General features: G+C 55.1%; 16 protein-coding genes. 11 read left to right on the forward strand and 5 right to left on the reverse strand.

What is annotated here, in order from left to right; all coding sequences use genetic code 11:
- Positions 1-135: 135 nt before the first annotated feature.
- Together RBB76_RS04890 and RBB76_RS04895 are read right to left on the reverse strand one after the other, a co-directional pair.
- A complete protein-coding gene (locus tag RBB76_RS04890) occupies positions 136-1476 on the reverse strand; it encodes an O-antigen ligase family protein (RefSeq protein ID WP_429628529.1) in 1341 nt (446 codons plus the stop codon).
- A gap of 68 nt (positions 1477-1544) precedes the next feature.
- Positions 1545-2648 (reverse strand): glycosyltransferase family 2 protein, encoded by a 1104-nt coding sequence (locus RBB76_RS04895; protein WP_429628528.1) that lies wholly within the window; start codon positions 2646-2648, stop codon positions 1545-1547.
- A 435-nt stretch (positions 2649-3083) separates the two neighbouring features.
- On the opposite strand from RBB76_RS04895, the gene RBB76_RS04900 reads away from it, so the two are divergent.
- Positions 3084-4613 carry a lipopolysaccharide biosynthesis protein gene (locus RBB76_RS04900; RefSeq protein WP_429628527.1) on the forward strand — a complete coding sequence of 510 codons (1530 nt, stop codon included), beginning with the start codon at positions 3084-3086 and terminating at the stop codon, positions 4611-4613.
- A 56-nt stretch (positions 4614-4669) separates the two neighbouring features.
- Here RBB76_RS04900 and RBB76_RS04905 read toward each other — a convergent pair whose 3' ends face one another.
- Entirely contained in the window at positions 4670-5656 is a 987-nt protein-coding gene (locus RBB76_RS04905) for a glycosyltransferase family 2 protein (protein WP_429628526.1), read from the reverse strand.
- Positions 5657-5970: 314 nt separating this feature from the next.
- Here RBB76_RS04905 and RBB76_RS04910 point away from each other — a divergent pair, with 314 nt between their 5' ends.
- The 9 genes from RBB76_RS04910 (at position 5971) to RBB76_RS04950 (ending at position 17526) form a co-directional block, all read left to right on the forward strand.
- Positions 5971-6543 (forward strand): serine O-acetyltransferase, encoded by a 573-nt coding sequence (locus RBB76_RS04910; RefSeq protein WP_429628907.1) that lies wholly within the window; start codon positions 5971-5973, stop codon positions 6541-6543.
- Positions 6533-8482 carry an HAD-IIIC family phosphatase gene (locus RBB76_RS04915; RefSeq protein ID WP_429628525.1) on the forward strand — a complete coding sequence of 650 codons (1950 nt, stop codon included), beginning with the start codon at positions 6533-6535 and terminating at the stop codon, positions 8480-8482. Before RBB76_RS04910 ends, RBB76_RS04915 begins: the two co-directional genes overlap by 11 nt.
- Positions 8448-8696 carry an acyl carrier protein gene (locus tag RBB76_RS04920; protein WP_183978333.1) on the forward strand — a complete coding sequence of 83 codons (249 nt, stop codon included), beginning with the start codon at positions 8448-8450 and terminating at the stop codon, positions 8694-8696. The genes RBB76_RS04915 and RBB76_RS04920 overlap by 35 nt, the downstream gene beginning before the upstream one ends.
- Positions 8693-9121, forward strand: a complete 429-nt coding sequence (locus RBB76_RS04925) for a VOC family protein (RefSeq protein WP_429628523.1) — start codon at positions 8693-8695, stop codon at positions 9119-9121. The genes RBB76_RS04920 and RBB76_RS04925 overlap by 4 nt, the downstream gene beginning before the upstream one ends.
- An 81-nt stretch (positions 9122-9202) precedes the next feature.
- Positions 9203-9994, forward strand: a complete 792-nt coding sequence (locus tag RBB76_RS04930) for a polysaccharide deacetylase family protein (protein ID WP_429628522.1) — start codon at positions 9203-9205, stop codon at positions 9992-9994.
- Positions 9969-11132: a glycosyltransferase family 4 protein gene (locus tag RBB76_RS04935; RefSeq protein WP_429628521.1), complete on the forward strand. Its 1164-nt coding sequence runs from the start codon at positions 9969-9971 to the stop codon at positions 11130-11132. The genes RBB76_RS04930 and RBB76_RS04935 overlap by 26 nt, the downstream gene beginning before the upstream one ends.
- Positions 11129-12316 carry a glycosyltransferase family 4 protein gene (locus tag RBB76_RS04940; protein ID WP_429628520.1) on the forward strand — a complete coding sequence of 396 codons (1188 nt, stop codon included), beginning with the start codon at positions 11129-11131 and terminating at the stop codon, positions 12314-12316. The genes RBB76_RS04935 and RBB76_RS04940 overlap by 4 nt, the downstream gene beginning before the upstream one ends.
- A gap of 582 nt (positions 12317-12898) precedes the next feature.
- Entirely contained in the window at positions 12899-15577 is a 2679-nt protein-coding gene (locus tag RBB76_RS04945) for a putative Ig domain-containing protein (RefSeq protein WP_429628519.1), read from the forward strand.
- 161 nt (positions 15578-15738) lie between these two features.
- Entirely contained in the window at positions 15739-17526 is a 1788-nt protein-coding gene (locus RBB76_RS04950; RefSeq protein ID WP_429628518.1) for a hypothetical protein, read from the forward strand.
- On the opposite strand, the gene RBB76_RS04955 is transcribed toward RBB76_RS04950, so the two are convergent.
- Together RBB76_RS04955 and RBB76_RS04960 are read right to left on the reverse strand one after the other, a co-directional pair.
- Positions 17523-18425, reverse strand: a complete 903-nt coding sequence (locus RBB76_RS04955) for a glycosyltransferase family 2 protein (RefSeq protein WP_429628517.1) — start codon at positions 18423-18425, stop codon at positions 17523-17525. The genes RBB76_RS04950 and RBB76_RS04955 overlap by 4 nt on opposite strands.
- Before the next feature lie 39 nt (positions 18426-18464).
- Positions 18465-19436, reverse strand: coding sequence for a class I SAM-dependent methyltransferase (locus RBB76_RS04960; protein ID WP_429628516.1), 972 nt, complete (start codon positions 19434-19436; stop codon positions 18465-18467).
- 349 nt (positions 19437-19785) lie between these two features.
- Here RBB76_RS04960 and RBB76_RS04965 point away from each other — a divergent pair, with 349 nt between their 5' ends.
- On the forward strand, positions 19786-20961 hold the full coding sequence (locus RBB76_RS04965) for a glycosyltransferase family 87 protein (protein WP_429628515.1): 1176 nt from the start codon (positions 19786-19788) through the stop codon (positions 20959-20961).
- Positions 20962-21164 lie beyond the last annotated feature (203 nt).

Here is a 21164-nt window from a genome sequence, read left to right on the forward strand (position 1 = left end):
GTGAGGCATCTTAAAGTAGCTTGGGTCGTTGCCTGTCGATTCCTCAAGGTGTAAGGCCCTAATCATTCTTATTCAGAGTTTCCCGAAGCCAAAGACACTGTGGTGCCAGGCGGAAGACCACGATGGTCCCGCACATTATCGGTACGCCAGGAACGGGTTAGTTGCGACGGAGGCTTCGGAGATAGCTGATTCCGTCGCGGGTTCGGTTTCGGCCAACTGCAGTGCACGAATCGCAGCTGCCACAAGGACCCAAAGTATTCCCGTGATCTCGAGATAAGTCCATCGATCCCCAAAGAAATTCGCGACGATACAGGAACACATGGCGACAAACAATCCCAATCCAAGCCCGCGATAGAGCGGATCCTCTGCTCGCTTAAAGAGGCGGTATGCCACTGCAAGCACCTGCTGCAGCATCGCAAGCACGATGATCATTCCGATGATTCCTGTCTCCACCATCACTTTGACGTACCAGTTATGGGTATCTTTCAGCCCATCCACGTGATTCCCTATCTGATAGGTGGCGAAGCCAATTCCCAAAACAGGATTGCTGATAATGGATTGTTCTGCCGCCTCCCATAAGTTGACCCGTTCCTGAGCTGAAATCTCCAGCTGTCCATTGGAGTTTTGCGTCATCTCGACACGCTCACGAACTGCGGTTGGAACAATCGCTTGCCACGTAAAGAGGAAGACTGCAGCAATTACGATAAGTTTGCGGTCCTTCAAAAATCCCAGAACGACGATGCTGACGAGGAGAGCCGCATACGATCCGCGGGAGAACGTGTACAAGTCAGCGAATATTGTTAGGGCCACAAGCCCATAGAAGATCAGCCTGAGCTTCTTTCTTTGGACAAACTGTACGAAACCCCAAAAGAACATGGCGAACTGGGCAAGAAAGGCTGCCGTCTGATTCGAACCGTACGCGAGCGGGCCCGTATCTCTTTTATTCTCGTCGAAACTGCCCCAGCTTCTGGACATACTTTCGAGCAGACAACTTCTGTCGATGGCTAAGAGGGAAACGGCTGTGATAAGAACCACCGTCCGCACCGCTTTCCTGTCCTCGATGACCATGCCGGCCGCGATGAAGACCAAAGGAATCAGCATGTAATCTTTCCACGTCTCAAAGTTGACGTCGCCGAGCCAGAGCGGAGGAGGCGCATTGCCGAGCGCCGTACCAAACCACATCGATAGATAAAGGTAGACCCCGAACACCAGCCATATGGTATAGAGCGACGACTTGGGGATCGATTTTCCTTTAAGGAGGGCACCGATAATGACGGCAACCACGAGAATGGTCAGCATATTACCGCCGAGCGGAAAATCCAAAAAGTGATCCCGCAGCGTGCGATAGGGCAAGAAAGGGATCATGTAGTAAAGACCCAGTAAGGGACGTCCCGTCAAAGAGACGATACACATGATCCAGAACCCAATGTAGGCGATCATCGGAACATAATGGATGAGTCCTAGTCCTAGTCCCAAGATTCACCCTTCCCGCTGTCGGCAAACCGACCCGACCAGACTCGACGCCACAGTTTTCGCGTTCGCTGTCACAACCATACTTTTTTCCCCACAGCGAAGTTATAGAACGCGACTGCCGCAGCCGTATTAAGCATCACAAAGGTGCAGGCGATGCCAACGGGCTTGAATCTTTTGGCGGACGGAATCAAGGATCCGCAGGCGGCTGCAACGTAGAATAGCACTTGAAGCCAGAAGATTGCGCCGTAAAAAGGCCCTCCGAGAACACCGGACGCGATCACCATCAGAGGAAGAAAAACGGGAATCAGCAGGCGAAGCAGTTTGTGACTGACAAAGCGAAAGAGAAGCGGATTTGACGGCGAAAGTAGCCACGGCGCCAGTTGAAGCAACTGATAGTTTCCGGTCAAGGTGCGAACCTTTCGCGAGAACTCCTTCCCTTTTTCGTTAAAAAATCGGTCCCGCGCAATCGCCGCCGGTTCAAAAACAACCCGTTTTCCCTGCCGCGCAACGTTCATTGGGACAAAGACATCATCCAGGATCGTGCCCGGAGGAATCGTGGTGTAGAGCTCACGGCGGATGGCGTAGATTGCACCGGTCACGCCGACGACTGACCCCGAAGCAGACTCAAGCTTCCGCACTATCTTTTCAATCTTCCAGTAGATGCCGAGTCCTTCGTGCGAATGCGCCCCGAAATCTTCAAGTAGCAGCTCCCCGCTCACTGCGCCCACGGTTGGATCTGCAAAGCAGGAAGTAAGTTCCGAGATAGCGTTCGGTTCGAGAAACTGCCGCGCATCCAGAAAAACCAGAATCTCCCCTTTAGCGCGATCGACGGCCGCATTCAAAGCACGCGCCTTGCCGCCGGACTCTTCAAGAAGAATAGGGACAACCGGCGGAGGCTGTTCCAAAAGAATCTCTGCAGTCCTATCGGTCGATCCATCCGAGGTAACCACGATCTCCAGCCGCTCCTTTGGATAGTCCAACATACGAAGGTTTTCGAGCTTCGATGGAAGATTGGCTTCCTCGTTGCGCGCCGCAATAATAATAGAGACGTCAGGCGTATAGTCTGCTTTCTGAATTGATTGCCTTCGAAGGGATACGCAGATCCACAACAGGACGCCGTACCCAAAGTACGCGTAGCCTGTGAGCGCGAGGCACATCCAGAAAAGAACCTTCACCGCTCGATCCTGTTGGAGCCAACATCGATATTCATAAGAGAACGGCACTTCCGGCTCGTTGCAAAGGAAAGAATCGGCCCCTCCCTTTCGGACCCTGCAATCCTCCACATACCAGCTCCAGGTTTCACAATCCCTCGATTGACGTCATTCTACTAAACGGTTTTTGGACCAGTATGCGACCGAACAGCATATCCAGTCCTGTTTACTCGGCGATATCCTCTACGGAATGATACGTTGATCCCAAAACGGACCACCTACCTCTTTCAGGGCATCCTGCGTAACCAACGCCGCTGGCAAATCCAACCCTCTCGACTAAACTGGTAGCGCGCCTTACCGTCAACTTTTAAAGGCAACTGCTTTCAAGAACCGTGATCAGGTAAAGATCTAAAGCGTCTTTCAAAACCCGCCGCCACGCGCGCTTTCCATTCGAGTTCAATGTCCAGCAAAAAACGATTCGCGATCAATGTCGTAACGAACTGGATAGCCATGGCTGTCAGCATGGTCGTCCCCTTCTTTCTAGCTCCCTTCGTTGTTCGTCATCTGGGCGCGACAATCTACGGCATCTGGATATTGGCTGTCTCCACCGTTTCGTATCTCAACATGCTCGACCTGGGATTGCGTAGCGCAATCACCCGGTTCGTCTCCAAGAGCGCAACCGAGGGCAAGACCCAGGACGCCCAGAAGGCTATTGGCGCTGCACTCTGGTTTCGCGTGGTGATCGCGGCATTTGTAGTAATCATCAGCATCGGGTTGGCCGTCTGGTTCCCCCATATCTTTAAAATCCCGCATGACTTACAGCGCCCAGCACAAATCACTGTTCTGCTATGCGCTTTAGGAGTCGCTACTTCGCTGCTGTCGGGTGTCTACACGGGAGTGATCCGAGCGATCAACCGCTTCGATGTCCTCAGCACGATCACCATGACCCAGACTCTGGTAAGAGCGGTTGGAGTCATTCTCATTCTTCGCAGTGGCCATGGTCTTGTGGTTTTGGCCATCTGGGAATTTGCAGTTGTCCTGTCGTCCAGCACTGCAGAGATGCTTTCGGCGTTGAAACTATACCCTCCGTGCCGGGTTCTGGTTCTTCGACCCGATATGGAAACCCTCAAGAGCATCTGGTCATACAGCTTCAAAACATTCGTCATCATCGTCGCCGTGCAGATCGTCTTCTATACGGACAACGTCGTAGTGGGCGCGTTCCTGTCAGTGGGCGTCGTCACGTTCTACTCGATCGCCGGAAGTCTAGCGATGTACTCAGGACAGATATCTACCGCGATGGGGACCACCTTTATCCCCATGGCAAGCGGTCTCGATGCAAGCGGCAACTCGGAGAGCCTGAAAAAACTACTGATTCGTGGAACCCAGGCCATGCTTGGACTCATGCTGCCAATCGGCATCACTCTCTTATTACGGGGTAAAACGTTCATCGGCCTCTGGATGGGACCGCAGTTCAGCGAAACCTCCGGCACGATTCTTCAAATCCTATTGATCAGTCAGTTCTTCACCATCGGCAACTCAACTGCCGGGCAGATCGCGTATGGAGTCGATAAGCACAAATCTGTTGCCACGTGCGCGGCGATTGAAGCCGCCTTTAATCTAGGCCTCAGTCTCGTGCTGGTGAAGGTGATAGGGCTATACGGAGTAGCCTGGGGAACATCGATCTCGATGGCCGTCGTTCACCTGATCTTCTGGCCACGATTCGTAAACAGGGAGCTTGGTGTTTCGCCCCGAAGCTATCTTTGGGACGGTTGGGGGAAGATCGTAGCCTGCTCTATCCCGTTCGGAGTTGCATCTTTGCTAGTGGACCGTCATTTTCACCCTGGTTCTCTGGTGGCCTTTTTTGGTCAGATCTTGCTCACTCTACCGGTATATTTTCTTGCAGTCCTCGCAATCTTCCACAAACCTTTGTCCAGTGCATTTAGACAATGGCAGGCATCGCGGCGCCCGGTGCTCCAGGGGATGGCCTAACGAGATGAAGGCTGAATGGACGCATCGCGCAGGTTTGCTTCGGAATTTACAGGCGGTTAAGAGACGGACACTTCGCTTGGGACAGCTTGTCTCGTAAGAGATTCGCGGCATCTTCGTTCCGGCCACCAGTAGTTTCTACTCAAGCGGAAGTTTCTCAACTTCGTATACAGCATGAACGCAAAGGCTTTATACCTATCGGCAGGCACCACAGCTCCCCACAATGGCCACTTGAGAAACGATTCGATCGCATAGGCCCAATAGCGTTCGTTCTCGACCTCTCTATAGTTGAGCGAGACGTGATAAAAAATTCTCGACTCTATCTTGCGTTTCCAAATGGTTCTTTGGATGCCGCTAAGATCTTCGAGCAAAACTGTATCCAGCAATCGCAACGCAGCGGCCGCAGTTCGCGCAAAGTTTCTCGTGACGTTGTTCTCCCAATGACGATAGGTCGTTAGGTTTTCAGGCACGTCTTGAAATGCTTTCGCACTGTAGCGCCTTACGAGACGAAACCAGAGTTCCCAGTCCTCGCCGTGGTGGTATTCCGTGCTAAAACCACCAACTTCCTCAAGAGCTGAGCGTCGAATCATCGAAGTTGAAGGGAGAATTGGCGTACGGTAGCGAAGTCCCGGCCAGAGCTGCACGGCGGGAAAAGAAGGCATCTGATGGGTCTTCCCATTGGAATACAGGTACTGGAACGCAGAATAAACTACCACCAACTCTGGATTGGCCTCGATCACGGCTACTTGTTTTTCGAGCTTTTCGGGATCAAACAAATCGTCACTGTCCAAAAGTGCGATCCAATCACCTGTCGCCGCCCGAAGAGCTGTATTTCTTGCAGCCGAAACACCCTGATTTGATTGTTTGATGTATATGATCTTGTTGCCGAAGCTACGCGCTATCTCTCCTGTGTGGTCCTCGGAACCATCGTCGACAACAATGATTTCGTGTGCCTCATAGGTCTGGGCAGCCGCGCTGCTTAACGCGTCCCGGAGCCACCGCTCAGCATTATAGGCGGGAACGACAATTGTAACTTTCGTTCTCACGGTGGTTCAAAAACCTTCCTGGGAGCTTGAAACCATTGCGATTCCTATCGTTGACGAACAGATCCGGTAACTCTTACAAAGCCTAACCTACTTGCACACCCAAAGGTTTAGCAAAGTGAGATTTTGACTCAGTACGTGAACCACAAAGCCGGTTGTAGCAACCGGTCTGCCGTCTTAGCAACACGAGTTTGTCAACCCTCCCGGTGCAAACTTTAGGGTGATTGGTCATGCCACGGAACTCCACGCGGGACTGATAAGATTCAGCTGTACCGAGATATAATCCGCGACGAGCCAGGAGTTTTCCGGCATTGAGCATGTCTAAATTTTCGGAAGATGTTGCACGATACCGATCCCTGGGCCATAGCGGAACGCGGCTCTGGTTGAATTCGGCGTTGTGGGCAATCGCGGTCTATCGATTGGGTCATTGGTTGTACGCTGCGAAGCCTTTTATCCTGATTCGCATTCCCCTGAAGATCGTGTACTTTTTCGCTTATATGTTCTCGGAAGTTGTCATGGAGATGTGCCTTGATCCCCAGGCTACGATCGGCGGCGGCCTCTACATCGCGCACATTGGCGGCGTTCACATCAACCCTCAGGCGATCATCGGAAGCAACTGCGACATCGCCCATCGCGTAACGATCGGCGCCTCGGCGATGGGTCGTAAAGGCGCGCCGGTCCTTGGCGACAGGGTCTACATCGGCACCGGCGCAACGCTGGTAGGCAAGATCAAGATTGGCAGCGGAGCCAAGATCGCCGCCAACACGCTGGTCATGAGCAACATTCCCGACGGTGCAACGGTCATGGGCGTACCCGGTCGCATCATTATGCGTGCGCCCAAGCCTGTCGAATCCCCAGCGCCCGTAGCGGAGACCACAGATGCAAAATGATACAGAGCGACAGGAGCTCCGTCGGCGCATCAAAGAGGCCGCCGCCTCACAGGATGCAGGCGCCGCAGTCACCCATGCTCGGCGACTCGTTGCGGTCTCCGGCAAACCGGCTGACGTGATGTTCTGCGCTACCACGTTCACAGGCATAGCCGACGCTCTGACCACTCAACTGCGGGCCAAACGGCTCAAAACCTACATCGTCCGCTCCGTCACGATCGAACCGATCCTTCCGTTCCTGACGACTGAAGCTGTGTTGTCAAACTATGTGCTCGATCTGAGCGTAGGCGGCTACGGCTCCTACGTCGATGAGCTGCTCAATCTGCAAAGTGCACTCGCAAAATTCAAGCCTGACCTTGTCTTCATCCTTCTTGATCTCGAAGACATTGCAGGTCGGCTGCCCACGTTGTGCGCGGATGGTATCGGCGATGCAGTCGAAACCGAGATCGGAGAATCCGTTGCTCGAGTGGAGCAGTTGCTAAGGAGCTTTCGCTCCGGCAGCTCAGCTCGAATCCTCTTTCAGGGCTGCGTCGTGCCTGACCAGACCTCGCTTGGCGACGTCGGTGAAGCGAATCTCCCCCACAGCCTGACCAACGCCGTCTATCAACTGAACCAAAGACTCGCAGCTCTGTGCCGCACGGTGTCTGACTGTGTCTTCTTCGATGTGGATCATCTCGCGGCCCGTCATGGTCGCGCAAACTGGCGCGATACGCGAATGTTCTTGGCATCGCGGCTCCCTGTTTCCTCAGCGTTTTTCGGACTCTATGCAGGCGGCCTGGTCCGCTCGTTCTCGCCACTGTTCCGTGCTCCCCGCAAAGTCCTATGCACCGACCTCGACAATACCATGTGGGGCGGAGTTCTCGGAGAAGACGGCCCCGAAGGAATCGCCACTGGAAGTGCCTTCCCAGGCAACTGCTATCTCGAGTACCAGAGATATCTCAAGCAGCTATCGTCCCGAGGTATCCTGCTCGCCATCGTGTCGAAAAACAATGACGCAGATGTTCGCGAGGCCTTTCAAATCCGCGCCGCCGACCTCGGACTAACTCTGGACGACTTCGTTGCAACGAAGATTAGCTGGAACGAAAAGGCAGCCTCCATTCGCGAACTTGCCGAAGAGCTCTCTCTCGGCCTTGACTCCTTCGTCTTTGTCGACGACAACCCGGTGGAGTGCGAAGCCATTCGCCAGCAACTGCCGGAGGTAGCCGTCATCGCGGCACCCCTAGAAGAACCTTGGAAGCTGGTCGAGCTTCTGTCCGCGCAGCCGTTCTTCGATGCAGCCGTTGTAACAGACGATGATGCCAACCGCCTTAGTGAGTACAAAGCGCAGGCTCAACGAGCAGCACTGGAAACCAGCGCAGGCAACCGCGATGAGTTTCTCGCCTCCCTCGAGATCATATGCACCTTTCTCAGCGCTCTCGACGCCCCCATCGCACGCTCTGTGCAGCTTCTCGCCAAGACGAACCAGTTCAACCTCACGACACGCCGGCACTCGGCAGCTGAAGTCGAAGAGTTCGCCTCGGCTCGTGGAGGTCAGGCAATCGCGGTCCGTGTACGCGACCGTTTCGGCGATGCCGGCGTCGTCGGTCTCGCCTTGGCGCGCACACAGGGGGATATTTGCACTATCGATTCCCTGCTCTTATCGTGCCGGGTAATCGGACGCGGCATCGAAACCGCATTGTTGGCGCACCTTGGAGAGAACGCCATCAGAGCAGGCGCCACGCGTCTGGTGGGCGAATTCATTCCGACCAAAAAGAACGCACCATGCGCCGACTTCTACGTCGATCACCGCTTCGTCAAAGACGCTACGTCGAGAGACAATTCTCCCGACTCCATCTTTTATCAACTTGACCTGACCACTGCGGCTCCCGAGAGTCCAAGGTGGCTAACCCTGGAAGGAAATGAATCGAATGAGTTCTCAGCAAGTGCCGTCGTCGCTTCGTGACATTCTCGCCGATGTCCTCGAAATCTCGCCCGAAGAGGTCACACCCGAGCTTGGTGTCGGCACCATCGACAACTGGGACTCCTTTCGCCATCTGCAAGCGATCCTCGCGGTCGAGGGAGAGTACAGCGTTCAGTTCGATCCCTCTCGTATCCCGGAACTGACCACCGTCTCGCTCATCCAGGCAGAGTTGATCGCCAAGGGAGCGACACTTTGAACGTTGAAGACCTCGGCTTCAAACTCCGTCACGTAGGAGTCGCAGTTCCCAAACTCGGCCCGACGACCGACGCCCTCGAGGCGCTGTTCGGCTACAAGGTCGTCTCCGGCCCATTCGACGATCCCATCCAAAAAGTCAGCGTTAATTTCCTCGCGAAGTCAGAAAGCGACGTAGCTGAGATCGAGCTCATTGCACCGCTGAGCGAAGACTCTCCCATCACATCGATGCTTGCCAAGGGCGTCGGCGCAGCATACCACCTCTGCTTCGAAACCAGCGACATCGAACAGGCTGTGACTCATGCGAAAGCGAACGGATGCATCATCGTCAGCCCGCCGGTTCCCGCTGTTGCCTTCAACGGCCGCAAGATAGCGTGGATCTACACACGCTCCCGTCAGCTCTTCGAACTCGTCGAGGCTCCGATTTAGTCGATGCAATCTGTATGATTCAGCCAACGTTCCAATCCGCTTGAAGTAAAAAAAAATTGCTCGTTGAATCGAGACGACCAGGTGACTCAACCGCCGGACAGACTCTACCTTCTCTACCACGAACTTCGGCCCGCCCGGAGCGATTACTCCTACGTGGTCGAGACAAACCAGTTCGAAAAACACGTCGATCTGTTCCTCAAATTAAGAAACGAAAAGACTTCCGTTTTCTACCCCGAGATCACATTCGACGACGGACACATCTCAAACTTCGAGTTCGCGCTGCCGATCTTGCACTCGCGTGCGATCAAGGCGTGGTTCTTCATCACCGTGGGTTGGACTGGCCAAAAACCGGGCTACATGGGTTGGGCGGAGCTTCGCGCTCTACAGGGTGCCGGCCAACAGATCGGCGCACATGGATGGTCACACACACTACTTACTCATTGCGATCAGCCACAGTTACAAAAAGAGCTCCTCAAGGCACGGCTCACGCTTGAAGACAAACTGGGAACCTCCATCACGACGATGTCGTTACCCGGAGGCAGGTCGAATCAGCGAGTCCTCGCTGCCTGCCGAGAAGCTGGCTATCAACAGGTCTTCACATCAGTCCCGAAAGCAGAACCGCAGCCAGCAGGACCCGCCGTTGGTCGCCTCAACATTCGCGGCGACATGACGTTGGAGTGGCTCACAAAACTCTTCCAACCTGAGAGCGGCGTTTTATCCGGTCTTCAACGGCAACATCAGATCAAAGCCACCGCGAAAACTTTGCTGGGCGACCGGCTCTACGAAAGACTTTGGGCTCTCCTTAATCGACATGAGCCAACCACTGACGCGGGAGAAGCAGCAGCGCATGAAAATCCTGCACATTATCAGTAGCGGCGGAATGTACGGTGCAGAGGCCGTGATCCTGAACATGTCGCGCACGCTGAACGAGAGCTCGCACTCGAGCATTCTCGGCGTTTTTTCAAACTCCGCAAATCCGAATCTGCAGCTTCACGCGGCCGCGACCGCCCAGGGAATCGAGTCCCATCTGATCTCCTGCACCGGACAAATCGACCGCACCGTACCCTCGAGCATTCGAGAGCTTGCTGCTCATACGAACGCCGACATCGTCCATGCACACGGCTACAAGGCTGATATCTATTGCTACTTCGCCTTGCGCACCTCGGATGTTCCGCTCGTCTCTACCTGCCACACCTGGTACGACAACGATCTGACGGTCTCCCTCTACGGAGCGGCGGATCGCTTCATCTTGCGAAACTACGCGGCCGTAGTAGCAGTCTCGGAAGATGTAAGACAACGCCTCCTGAAAGCAGGAGTCCGCAAAGATGAGGTCCACATCGTTCGGAATGGCATTGACCTGCGCCCCTTCGACAACGCCACTCCGTCGCTGCGTGAGATCTCCTCACCAGCTAATTCTCCTATCGTCGGACTCATCGGCAGATTGGCCACCGAAAAAGGCGTTGACATCTTTCTTCGAGCTGCTGCACGCGTCCTGGCAGAACTCCCAGCCACGAAGTTTGTAGTAATTGGCGAAGGGCCGGACCGCGAACAACTTGAGTTACTCATTGACGAGTTACAAATTCGAAAGAATGTCTTCATGCTCGGACGTCGAGACGACATGCCCGGCGTCTATGCCTCACTCGACATCATGGTCTCGGCGTCTCGCCACGAAGGTCTGCCGATGGCTATCCTCGAGGGCATGGCAAGTTCCCGCCCCGTCGTCGCAACAGCGGTAGGCGCGGTGCCAGACGTAATAGCGGATGGCCGCACGGGAGTGCTCGTTCCCTCTGAGAATGTTGAGGCTCTGGCTGCGAAGATTGTGACCCTTCTGAACGACCAAACGCAAAGAGATTCCCTGGGTGTAGCCGCAAAAAAACTCATCGAAAAAGAGTTTTCGGCTGCACGAATGACAGCGGACTATCTCCACATCTACGACCAGGCCATCATGACGAAAGAGCAATACGCGGCCGGCGCAATCTCTTCCGCAATCTCACAAGGAAAGACAAAGTGAACGAAGACACACGGCAGCCAACAGTCTTCATGATGGATCTCTGGGCCACCGTCCCTTATTACACGGCGTATCTCTCGAAGGCACTCCTCGCCAAAAGCGTCGACGTGACCGTCGGGTCCATCTCCTACTATCTCGACCCCGAATGTTTCTCGAGCCGAGGCATCAAGCTCGACCCCGGGCTCATGGATGTAGTCGGCAGGTTTCGGTTACCCCGCTTGCCGCGACGAGTTTTGAAGCTCCTCGAATCGCTGCTCAATCTCGCCGCACTGTCGGTGCGCTTCGTCGTCTCCCCGCCCGACATCGTTCACGTGCAGTTCCTCCCCATGTTGACCCAGCGTCTGCCGTTCGATCTCTGGTTCGTCCTGCTTTGTCAACGGCGCGGCTCCAAGATCGTGCTGACAGTTCACGATCTCCTCCCTCACAACTCGGGCCTGAGCCACAAGCAGACCTTCCACGATCTTTATCAAATGGTCGATCGCATCATCTGCCACTCCGACTCCGTCAGAGAGAGGCTTGCGCAGGAGTTCGCTGTGCCGTTAGAGAAGGTCTCTGTGATTGCTCATGGACCCTTCTTCTACGATCTCCCAGTAACCCCCGAGCAGATCCTGCAAAGTTTCGCGCTCGACCCGCGAAAGCTGCTCGTGCTGTGGCAAGGCATCATCTCTCCCTACAAAGGAATCGATCTTCTGCTCGAGGCCTGGCAACACGTTGAAGCAACCACAGAGCAACCGCATCTCCTGATCGCAGGCACGGGTTCACCTCAGTTGCTCGAACAGATTCGCGAACAAATTCGCCGCCTAAACCTGCAACGCGTCGAGCTTCATCCTCGCTTCATCTCCGCAGAAGAGCTCGTCGCCCTGTACCGCGCAGCGGACATCGTGGTTTATCCCTATCGTGCGATCACGACGAGCGGAGCTCTTGCCACTGGTCTTGCTCTATGCAAAACCATCGTCGCAAGCGACCTCCCAGTCTTTCGTGAACTGCTCACCGACAAAGAAAATGCGTTGCTGGTCGACCCGCAAGACTCGCGCGCACTCGCCAACGCACTCATCGAGTTATCGCAGGACGCTCGCCTCAGGGCCCGGCTTGCAGAGAATGTGCGGAGCATGAACTTTGGAGAGGAATCATGGCTGTCAATTGCGGCGAAAACAATTGAATGTTACAAATTCGTTCAGGGTCTTTAGCTATGGTATAAAAGTTAAGTACCTCTTCTGAAGCGTTCGTTCTTAAGTCATCGCTCTTTCTATCTGCCGGTTCTGATGTGTTAGGTGATTCGCTCTTTCAAGAGCAATCTCTCTCTCAGGCGGGCAAGATAATTCGTTATAGAGCTTACAAATCCGAATCCTCTCCCTTCCCAAACTCCATGTATCGCGCTGGACCTGGTCCGTTGTCCCGAAGATACTTCGCGGACGCTGCGACGGCTGCCTTGTCGAGCTCCGGATCGTGTGTACAACCAACGTGGGATAGTTCTATCGGCCGAAGTAGCTTGTACTGCAGTTGTAAGTTACTTTAGTAATTAACCCCTTGGTTCCCCTCCTGTAATTTCTTGTTTCATTTGCGAATTCACTGCATGTAACACCAGCTGGACATGCAGATGAGGACCTTTGCCTCGCAATACATGAAGTGGGGCCCCGGTTTCCGTTACAAGGTAACTGTAGTAACCATTTCCAAACAAAATATTCATCCGGATGTCTGGGTTCCGCGTTAGTTTCGGCTCAGGCAGCGTGATTTGACTAACCAATTTCCTCTTTTGTACGGAGCATATTTTGCGAAAGATATTCAGTACCCTCGTAGCGAGCATCACCCTTGCGCTTATCTTCTCCTGTCTGGATTCGGCCTCCCCGTCACAGACAGCAAACGCTGCCACGGCACTTGCCATCAGCACAACCTCGCTGCCACAAGCGACCCTCGGGAAGGCTTTCACCACCACGCTCAAAGCGACCGGTGGCACCTTGCCTTACAACTGGAAGGTCGTCTCTGGCACCCATCCGACAGGGTTCGCTCTCAATGGAGGCACGGGCGCGTTCTACGGCACACCGGCAAAGGGCGGATCGTTTCCGCTTGTCTTCTCGGTTACAGACTCGTCAAAGCCTGCGCAGACCAAGAACGTAAGCCTTACCATGGTCATTGCCACCCCGGCGCTAGCGATCGGCACCACCTCGCTTCCTGCTGGTGCTAAGAGCGCAAGCTATTCCAGCGCGCTTCAGGTAACCGGAGGCACTCCCTCTTACATGTGGTCGATCACCTCCGGCAAACTCCCCGCTGGACTCATCCTTGCCGCGCAAGGAGGGGTCATCTCCGGCAAACCCTCGGTAACCGGAACGTTCCCCATCACCTTCGCGGTAAGAGACTCCTCAAGCCCCAATCTGACGAAATCTGCTTCGCTCTCGATGGTGGTTGGAACAACAAATGCCTCCGCACCAACACTCACGATCACTTCCTCGACGCTCGCAAGCGGTACCGATGGCACAGCCTACTCGTCGCAGTTGAAGGCGAGCGGAGGCACCCCCGCCTACACCTGGTCGATCACCTCCGGCAAACTGCCTGCAGGACTCACTTTGGCCGCAACGACCGGCATGATCTCCGGTACGCCCTCGGTCACTGGCACCTCCAGCTTCACCGCAACCGTTACCGACAACAGCAACCCGGACCAGACCCAATCCGCCACGACTTCGATTGCCGTTACAGCCAAGACGGCCCAGCAGACCGGCCCCGGCACGACGTGGTACATCCGCGCCGACGGTGGGACCAACACGCAGTGCACGGGCAAGACTAACGCGGCGTATCCTGGGTCTGGCACAGGCCAAGCCTGCGCCTTCAACCATCCCTACCAGATGCTGAATTACTCTGGCGGCTGGGCGAACATGGTGGGCGGAGACACGATCCAGTTTGCCGACTCTGCCTCTGCCAGCCACACCTACTACATGGGCGAGCAGAACGGCGGCCTCGGCACCGACTGGAACTCCACACTTGGCGGTATCTGCCCTCCCGCAAATACCGGCGGCGGTGCTGGAACCAGTTGCATCCTTCCTGCTCCTCCCTCGGGAACAGCATCACAACACACCCGCATCCTCGGCCAGAATGCAGGGAACTGCCACGACTCAGCGCACACTCATCTGGTCAATCCGACCGTACTGAGCGGAATCAATAACGCCTTCGCGGTCCTCGACACGCGCAACACCAACTATGTGGACATCTCCTGCATCGAGATCACCCAGCCCGACACCTGCACCAATAGCGTAGGTAAAGGACAGTGTGGATCCGATGCAAACTACGTCCACTACGGCGGCCTTATCCTGAACTACGGCGCGGGAAGTCAAGGCCCCTCCAACCTCACCCTCCAGGATGTCGCGGTCGTTGGTGTCGCAGGAAGCGGCATCCTCGGCAGCAAGGTCAACAAATCCAGCAGCGACGTCTTCTCCGCCACCGATGTCTATGTGATCGGCAACGGAGCCGCAGGCTGGAACGGCGATAGCGGAGGATGCGACACCTCCTGCGAATCGGTGGGCGCCATGAATATCTCTTACGCGACGATCGACTGGAATGGATGCATCGCCGTCAAGCCCTACAACATGTCGGTGGCCGACACAGCCAATGCCTTCACCGACTGCTACGACGACTCGACCGGGGGCTATGGAGACGGATTCGTCCAGATCGCCGCCGGCAACCTTAGCCTGAATGTGGACCACAGCCACTTCCGCTGGAATACCCAGGACGGATTCGACGGGCTCCACCTCAGCGACGATGTCACCACCTCGCCCTCAGTCCACATCTCCACCTCATGGTCGGAGGGCAACGAAGGACAGACGTTCAAGATCGGAGCCGGATCCGCTTCCACGGCGATCAACAATGTCTCCATCAGCAACTGCCGCGTAATGGCGACAGCTTCCAACTTCCCCAACAACCCTTCCGGCTGGAACGCCGGGGTCTCCGACGTCTGCCGCGCCGCCGGGGATGAGTGGTCCTTCCAGATGGACAACGGCACCACCATCACGCTCGAGAACAATACCTCCGTGGGCTACGGCACCACCATGTATGACGTGGAGTGCGCTTTTCTGGCTCCCAAATGCATGTCCAACGGAGCAAAGTTCATCTTCCGAAACAACATCAGCAAGGGCTATCCCGACTCTGGCAATGGAAACAGGCTCGCGTCAGGATTTTACTTCGCCATGGGAAATCCTTTCACCAACTCCGGATCCGCGATCGATCATAACCTCTGGAACACGATGGATACAGGATGCCCGGACAGCTCGGTTGGGGTCGAAACGATCTACACCTGCGCCGATCCCGGTCTGGTCAGCGAGTCCAACTTAAACGCCATCAATCCTAACCTCACCTCCTCCAGTCCCGCCGTCGGCTCCGGAATCGCCATCTCCGGAATCACCACCGACTTCAACGGAACCACCAGACCCAACCCGCCAGCCATCGGCGCTATGCAGCCATAAACAAACCACAAACCAACCAGCCGGCCGCGTGACTCCACACGGCCGGCTTTTTTGCGTCTCGTTAAACGCACTTGCTCCCTTGTGCCAGCACTCGCCAACGACCTTCAATCTCGACCGTCTATACTGGCAACTCTCATAGAGTCCGTCCGAGACTGGAGCTTATGAACCTTCGCAGTTGTCTCAAGGTGCTTTGCGTACTGATTGCGGGATGCGTCTCCTTACCGCTTTATGGCACAACCTGGTATGTGCGGCCTGATGGAGGTACTCGATACTCCACTAACGTTACAAACGGTCAATGCGATGGTAAGGCCGATGCTGCACCGTCTGGCGGAAAAGCCAATCAGCACTGCGCGTTCAAAGACGTTCGTATGTTGTGGCAGGATGGCAGCTACGCTACGGGTACGAAATTTCCCAACTGGGGATGGGTCATCGCCGGCGGCGATACAGTTATCATCCGCGGTTCGATCGGGACAGGTGTTTCCTACAGGGTCGGGTGGGACCATCCCTCGTGGTCTTGTGAGAAGAACACCTGTTGGGGCATCGCGGGAGACGCCTACGTCTCCGGAGCACCTCCACCGCCATCGGGCACCGCCGCGCAGCACACCCGCATTCTCGGCGAGAACTATGCTTCGTGCCGAAGCGCTTCGGCCAAGACACAGCTTCACGGCGGCTGGGCAGCCACCAACGTTCTCGACCTCTCCGGCACGTCGTATGTCGATGTTGCTTGTCTGGACATTACAGACTTCTCGGCTTGCGGCCGAGCCTCGCAGAAACTTGGCTGCGATTCGAATCAGGACTTCGCGCAGGTTGGAATCCGGCTCACCAACAAGACGACAAACCTCACCCTGACTGACCTTCATATTCACGGCCTCGCTGGCTCAGGAATCGCTGGCCCGACCGGAGATGGCGTGGTCATGGATTACATCGACATCCTGGGCAACGCCAGTGCTGGTTGGAACGCCGACGCGAACGACGGAATAACCGGCAAAGGTAGCCTGCTGGTGCAACACTACGACATCAGTTGGAATGGTTGCGCCGAAGAATACCCCATTGTGCATCCCTTGCCCTATGGAGACTGCACGGATCAGGACCATGGCGGATATGGCGACGGCTTCGGAACGGCCACAAAAGATAGTGACCCTCCCGGCTGGCAAGTGCACTTCGATAAGGGAACTGCCAGCTACAACACGCAGGACGGATTGGACGCGCTCCATATCGGCGGAGCCGGATCCAGCATGACCGTTACGGACAGCCTCGCTTTCAGCAACATGGGACAGCAGCTTAAAGTAGGTGGCGCGACGGCGACATTGATCGGCAACTACGTCGTCGGTAACTGCGACGCTATGTCGCATGCGATCCCAGGCACACCTCCCGGGTACAACGCCAAACTGGGCCTGTTTTGCCGCGCAGGCGACACCGCTATCGACATCACCATGCCGGAAGATCGGCCTGCGATCTTCCAACACAACATTATCTACTCCAATAACCACGTTGCTTTGGAGGTCGAGTACGCAGGCGATCCCTCACCCAAGGCCGCAATCAAATATGACGACAACATCTTTATCGGCTTCCCCAACTCGGAAGGGAACAACCCGTCGCCGATCTACAGCAACTCCGATCTGAAGATGTTGACCAATCCGGGAGCCAGCTTCAACAACAATGTCACCTTCCGACCAAAGAGCGATTGGAAGTGTCCTGCGACCCGGCTGCATGAGACCAATGGAAGCTGTAGTGACCCGCATCTGAAGGATGAAACCTGGCATCCATACGGCTACGGGGATGCTTCACCTACCAAAACAGTAAACAAGAGCTCTTCGCAGCCCTCATCTGAAACTCCTAACACGACCTCGCATGCTTCTACCGTGATGGAGTCCCTGGGAGCAGCAGTGTTCGTGACAGGCGTATGGCAGGCATGGCGATACCTGCGTGGGCGAGCAACGAAGGCCTAACTAAGCCTGGGGTGCACAATCAGGTTTAGGAGCAGTGACCCTGCGGTCCTCGGATTATCTACGTCTAGGGGATAGAGGGCTACAGCTCGCAAGGAACTCATCAGGGCTGCCCATGGCCGCCTCTGCCGCTTCAACGCTTCTGCTCGCTGCTTGTAAACTCGCGCCAAAGAGATCTGTCGCTCGCGCAATCCACAACCTTCCTCGCCGTAGTGCTTGCGAATGAACGCTAACTGCGCCCTCGTGACTCGGTCGGGATCGCTCGACATAGAACCCGCAGACACCCGATAGTAGGCGATGACCTTGGGGATGAACGCAACTTCATGTCGCAACGCGATACGAAGGCAAAGATCGCGATCTTCGATCGTTTTCATCGCCGGGTCAAAGACACCCACCTCGTCGATGCATCGCCTTCGGAACGTAACCGTAGGACACGGAAGCTCAACCTTGCGCATGTAAATGTGCGGGGCGATGTGTCCTTCAGAGTACTTTGGATTTCCCCGAAATGTCCCTTCAGGCCGGCCTTCCGCGTCGATGTTTGTCACCAGGCCGTAAGCAAGACCAGCCTCCGGTCGCTCTGCAAGGGTCTTCAACGATTCGGCCAGACGGCAAGGCAACCAGATATCGTCGGCGTCGAGCAGGGCAACGAACTCGCCTGTTGAGGCGCGAACGGCAGTGTTTCTCGCCCCTGGTTGTCCTTGATTCTCCTGTTTGATGTACTTCATCTTCGATCCGAGACGGAGAAGGTAGGGAGCCACCACCTCCGCAGTATTGTCGGTACTGCCGTCGTCCACGATCCAAATCTGCCAATCCTCAAACGTCTGCGAGACGACGCTCTCAATCGCCAACGGCAAGTAATGAGCAGCATTGAACGCGGGGATAACAACGTCGACCTTAGCCATCTTGCGTACTTTCACACCTTAAAAATCTTTTGGAATTGCCTACGTGCGGACACCGCGAACGATGAGAAATACTCCCGTCACAAGTAAGTCTTCGTCACTGTAATCAGAAAAATCTTGTAGTAGCCGCGGCCGAATCGCTTGAACCATATCAAGGTGTCGTTGGCTGTAGTGCGTCCCCGGAACTAGGTTGTCAACATGAGGCGCGATCTCGCTCTCACCGATGATGTGCGTGAGATAACAACGCGAATCATGAAAATCGCGAGCGGCCAGTTCGCGATACGTAGGCGTTCGAAGACGATTCAGGGTCGGGTCGGGACGTGAGATCAGATTCCAAAGGTTGTCGGAGATAGTCAGGAAGTAGAGTGGATGAATTTCGCCGAAGAGATTGTGGTTCCGGAAGTCCACTTTATGCCACATCTCGCCGTTCACGCGGAGACACGCGACCATATTCTTCCAACCCCTCTTCAGGTCTCCTAGATGCTCCAACACAGCACGAGAAATAATAATGTCGTAACTTCTGGCTTCAAGAGGCGTCGCAACTGCGTCTATCGGCACGTCGTAGCGGCTGATGAGACGGTCCCCCCCGACGGTCGCAGTTCCATCAGGCTGAAGCGTTACAACGTCGTGAACGCGCTCCCGTTCCGCAGCGCTGAGACCGTCATAGATCGCCCGGTAGATGTGTGAGTTGTGTTGGGCATCGAAGCTCGGCGCAAATCCGTCGATACAAGTTACCGTGCGCGCGCCCCGTGCCAGCAAGAGAAAAGCAACCCCCAGATTGTCCCCTGGTCCGATTTCAAGAACATCTTTCCCCTTCAATCGTTCCGGGTCGCCATCCGCTCCGTACGTAATGTAGTCGGCGACTACTCGGCGCGCATAGTTGGCCGCGTCTTCGACTGACATGCTAAGACCGGTCGACCCCGAAAGATGCCCACGTAGCTTCAGCCGGTTTAGAACTTGACCCTTTGTGTAATTGAGCCCAGCCAGTATCGGTGAGCGATCAATGAACGACATCGTTTCATCTCCAATCAGAACCTTGAGCCGCCAGGTGTGAACGCGATACCCACTTGACTTCACATTTCAGAAAAATCTCGAACGCCAGCCCTTCAATCTCTAGATCGTGGCTCATCGCAACCAACTATCATTTCAACTCTATCCCCACTCGCTGCGTGTCGTTACTGGAAGGAAGAAGGGTGTCCCACATCCGCCATCTTACTTAAAGTAATGATCGGTGAACAGCATGAAATGACCATCTGTATGACGACCAGCATCACACGGAAGCAGCATTTCCTCTTATGCTATTCTGCTGCTCAATAAAGGCAACAAAGACCATTTCAATTGCCTGAAGAGATGAGGAAGTTCGATGCGCAATGCCTGGAAGCTAGATCGAATGCAGGGCGCTATCCTTGTCCCGTTTAGTATCGCTGCGCTTATCTCGCTTGTCACGGGAATCCGCCACGCCATCGAGTACCATTGTCACGATCTCCAGTGGATGGGCGTCCGTCTGGTTGGACAAGGGATTGATCCGTGGCAAGAAGAACTCGCGCGTTTCCCTCACCACTACGATCACTTCGTCACACCCAACTATCTTCACTCCCTCTATCTCCTCCTGTTCCCCTTCGGTCTTCTTAGCTTCGAATCTGCTGAGATTGTCTGGACGGCAACCACAGTCATCTTGTCGATCATCTGCGTTCTCATGCTTCAATCGCTCTTCCATCTGAGCCGCTTCCACACCCTGCTGGCGCTCTGCCTGCTCTGGATGAGTTCTCCCTTCCGCGTCACGCTGGAGGTCGGCCAAATGTCATTCTTTGAACTGTTCTTCCTCACCGGCGCGTTTCTCGCTGCTTCGACCGCACTCGGCGGCCTGTCGTTTGGTGTCAGCTTGGCGAAATACAGCTTCTCGCCAGCGGCCGTCATGCTCTTCCTCTTCCGTGGTCGACTTCGTTTTCTTCTCTATGCTGCCGTTGTTCCTTTAGTTGGGCTGGTTGGCGTGTGGCTGCTCGTCAAGACGCCATTTCTCAAACTTGCGCTCGAACCGCTTGCAGTCTCCGCTTCTCCCACCGCGGTCAGCCCCGGTTTCGCGGACTTGATGACCCTGCTTGAGCAAACTCTCAAATCCCACGTCTCTCACGCACGTCAGCTAGCCTATGCGATCGGGCTCTTCGGCAGTGCGGCCTATGCTCTCTTGTTGAGCCGATTCAGGCTCTCGCGCTCCGCCGAATTCACCCTCATTTCAATTGCCAGCCTCTTCTTCGTCAAACACCTCGTCTACGATTACATATTTCTGGTTGTCCTGCTCTGCTTCGTCCTTACCCAGGAGAGCAGAAAGATTAAAGGAATTCTCCTCGGCGGGGTCCTGACCTTCTGGTTCCTTCTCCCTCTTCTCGATCGTAGTTCTCTGCACGATACCAATACCTATCTTGCAATTAACTGCTGCCTGCTCGCGCTACTCCTAATCTTCACAACCTACCTTGTCACGAAAGCCGCGGGCGCTCCTTCCCCGGTGCCGTCGACAGAGACGCTGACGACAGCTTCCTAGATGCTCGTTTCCCCGCCTTCAATCCAAATCACTCGTTGAAGCAAAACTCTTCGGCATGCTTGTGAGACTTATTTGCCTCGCAAGAGTTGAGGATCTGCCTGTCTCCTGAACGCTCACGAGCTAATTCTTGGAACACAAACCATCCCTTTTAAATAAGTAACTTATGCAGTAGCAAATCGCCGGATTCCTTGGTCCGGATCGAT

The organism is Tunturiibacter psychrotolerans (assembly GCF_051013365.1).
In the GTDB taxonomy this organism is placed as follows: Bacteria; Acidobacteriota; Terriglobia; order Terriglobales; family Acidobacteriaceae; genus Edaphobacter; species Edaphobacter psychrotolerans_A.

Bases quoted from the DNA above. Each gene is read 5' to 3' on its own strand.
- RBB76_RS04900 (WP_429628527.1), top strand. From the start codon at position 3,084: ATGTCCAGCAAAAAACGATTCGCGATCAATGTCGTAACGAACTGGATA.
- RBB76_RS04910 (WP_429628907.1), top strand. From the start codon at position 5,971: ATGTCTAAATTTTCGGAAGATGTTGCACGATACCGATCCCTGGGCCAT.
- RBB76_RS04915 (WP_429628525.1), top strand. From the start codon at position 6,533: ATGCAAAATGATACAGAGCGACAGGAGCTCCGTCGGCGCATCAAAGAG.
- RBB76_RS04920 (WP_183978333.1), top strand. From the start codon at position 8,448: ATGAGTTCTCAGCAAGTGCCGTCGTCGCTTCGTGACATTCTCGCCGAT.
- RBB76_RS04935 (WP_429628521.1), top strand. From the start codon at position 9,969: ATGAAAATCCTGCACATTATCAGTAGCGGCGGAATGTACGGTGCAGAG.
- RBB76_RS04950 (WP_429628518.1), top strand. From the start codon at position 15,739: ATGAACCTTCGCAGTTGTCTCAAGGTGCTTTGCGTACTGATTGCGGGA.
- RBB76_RS04955 (WP_429628517.1), bottom strand. From the start codon at position 18,425: ATGGCTAAGGTCGACGTTGTTATCCCCGCGTTCAATGCTGCTCATTAC.
- RBB76_RS04960 (WP_429628516.1), bottom strand. From the start codon at position 19,436: ATGTCGTTCATTGATCGCTCACCGATACTGGCTGGGCTCAATTACACA.
- RBB76_RS04965 (WP_429628515.1), top strand. From the start codon at position 19,786: ATGCGCAATGCCTGGAAGCTAGATCGAATGCAGGGCGCTATCCTTGTC.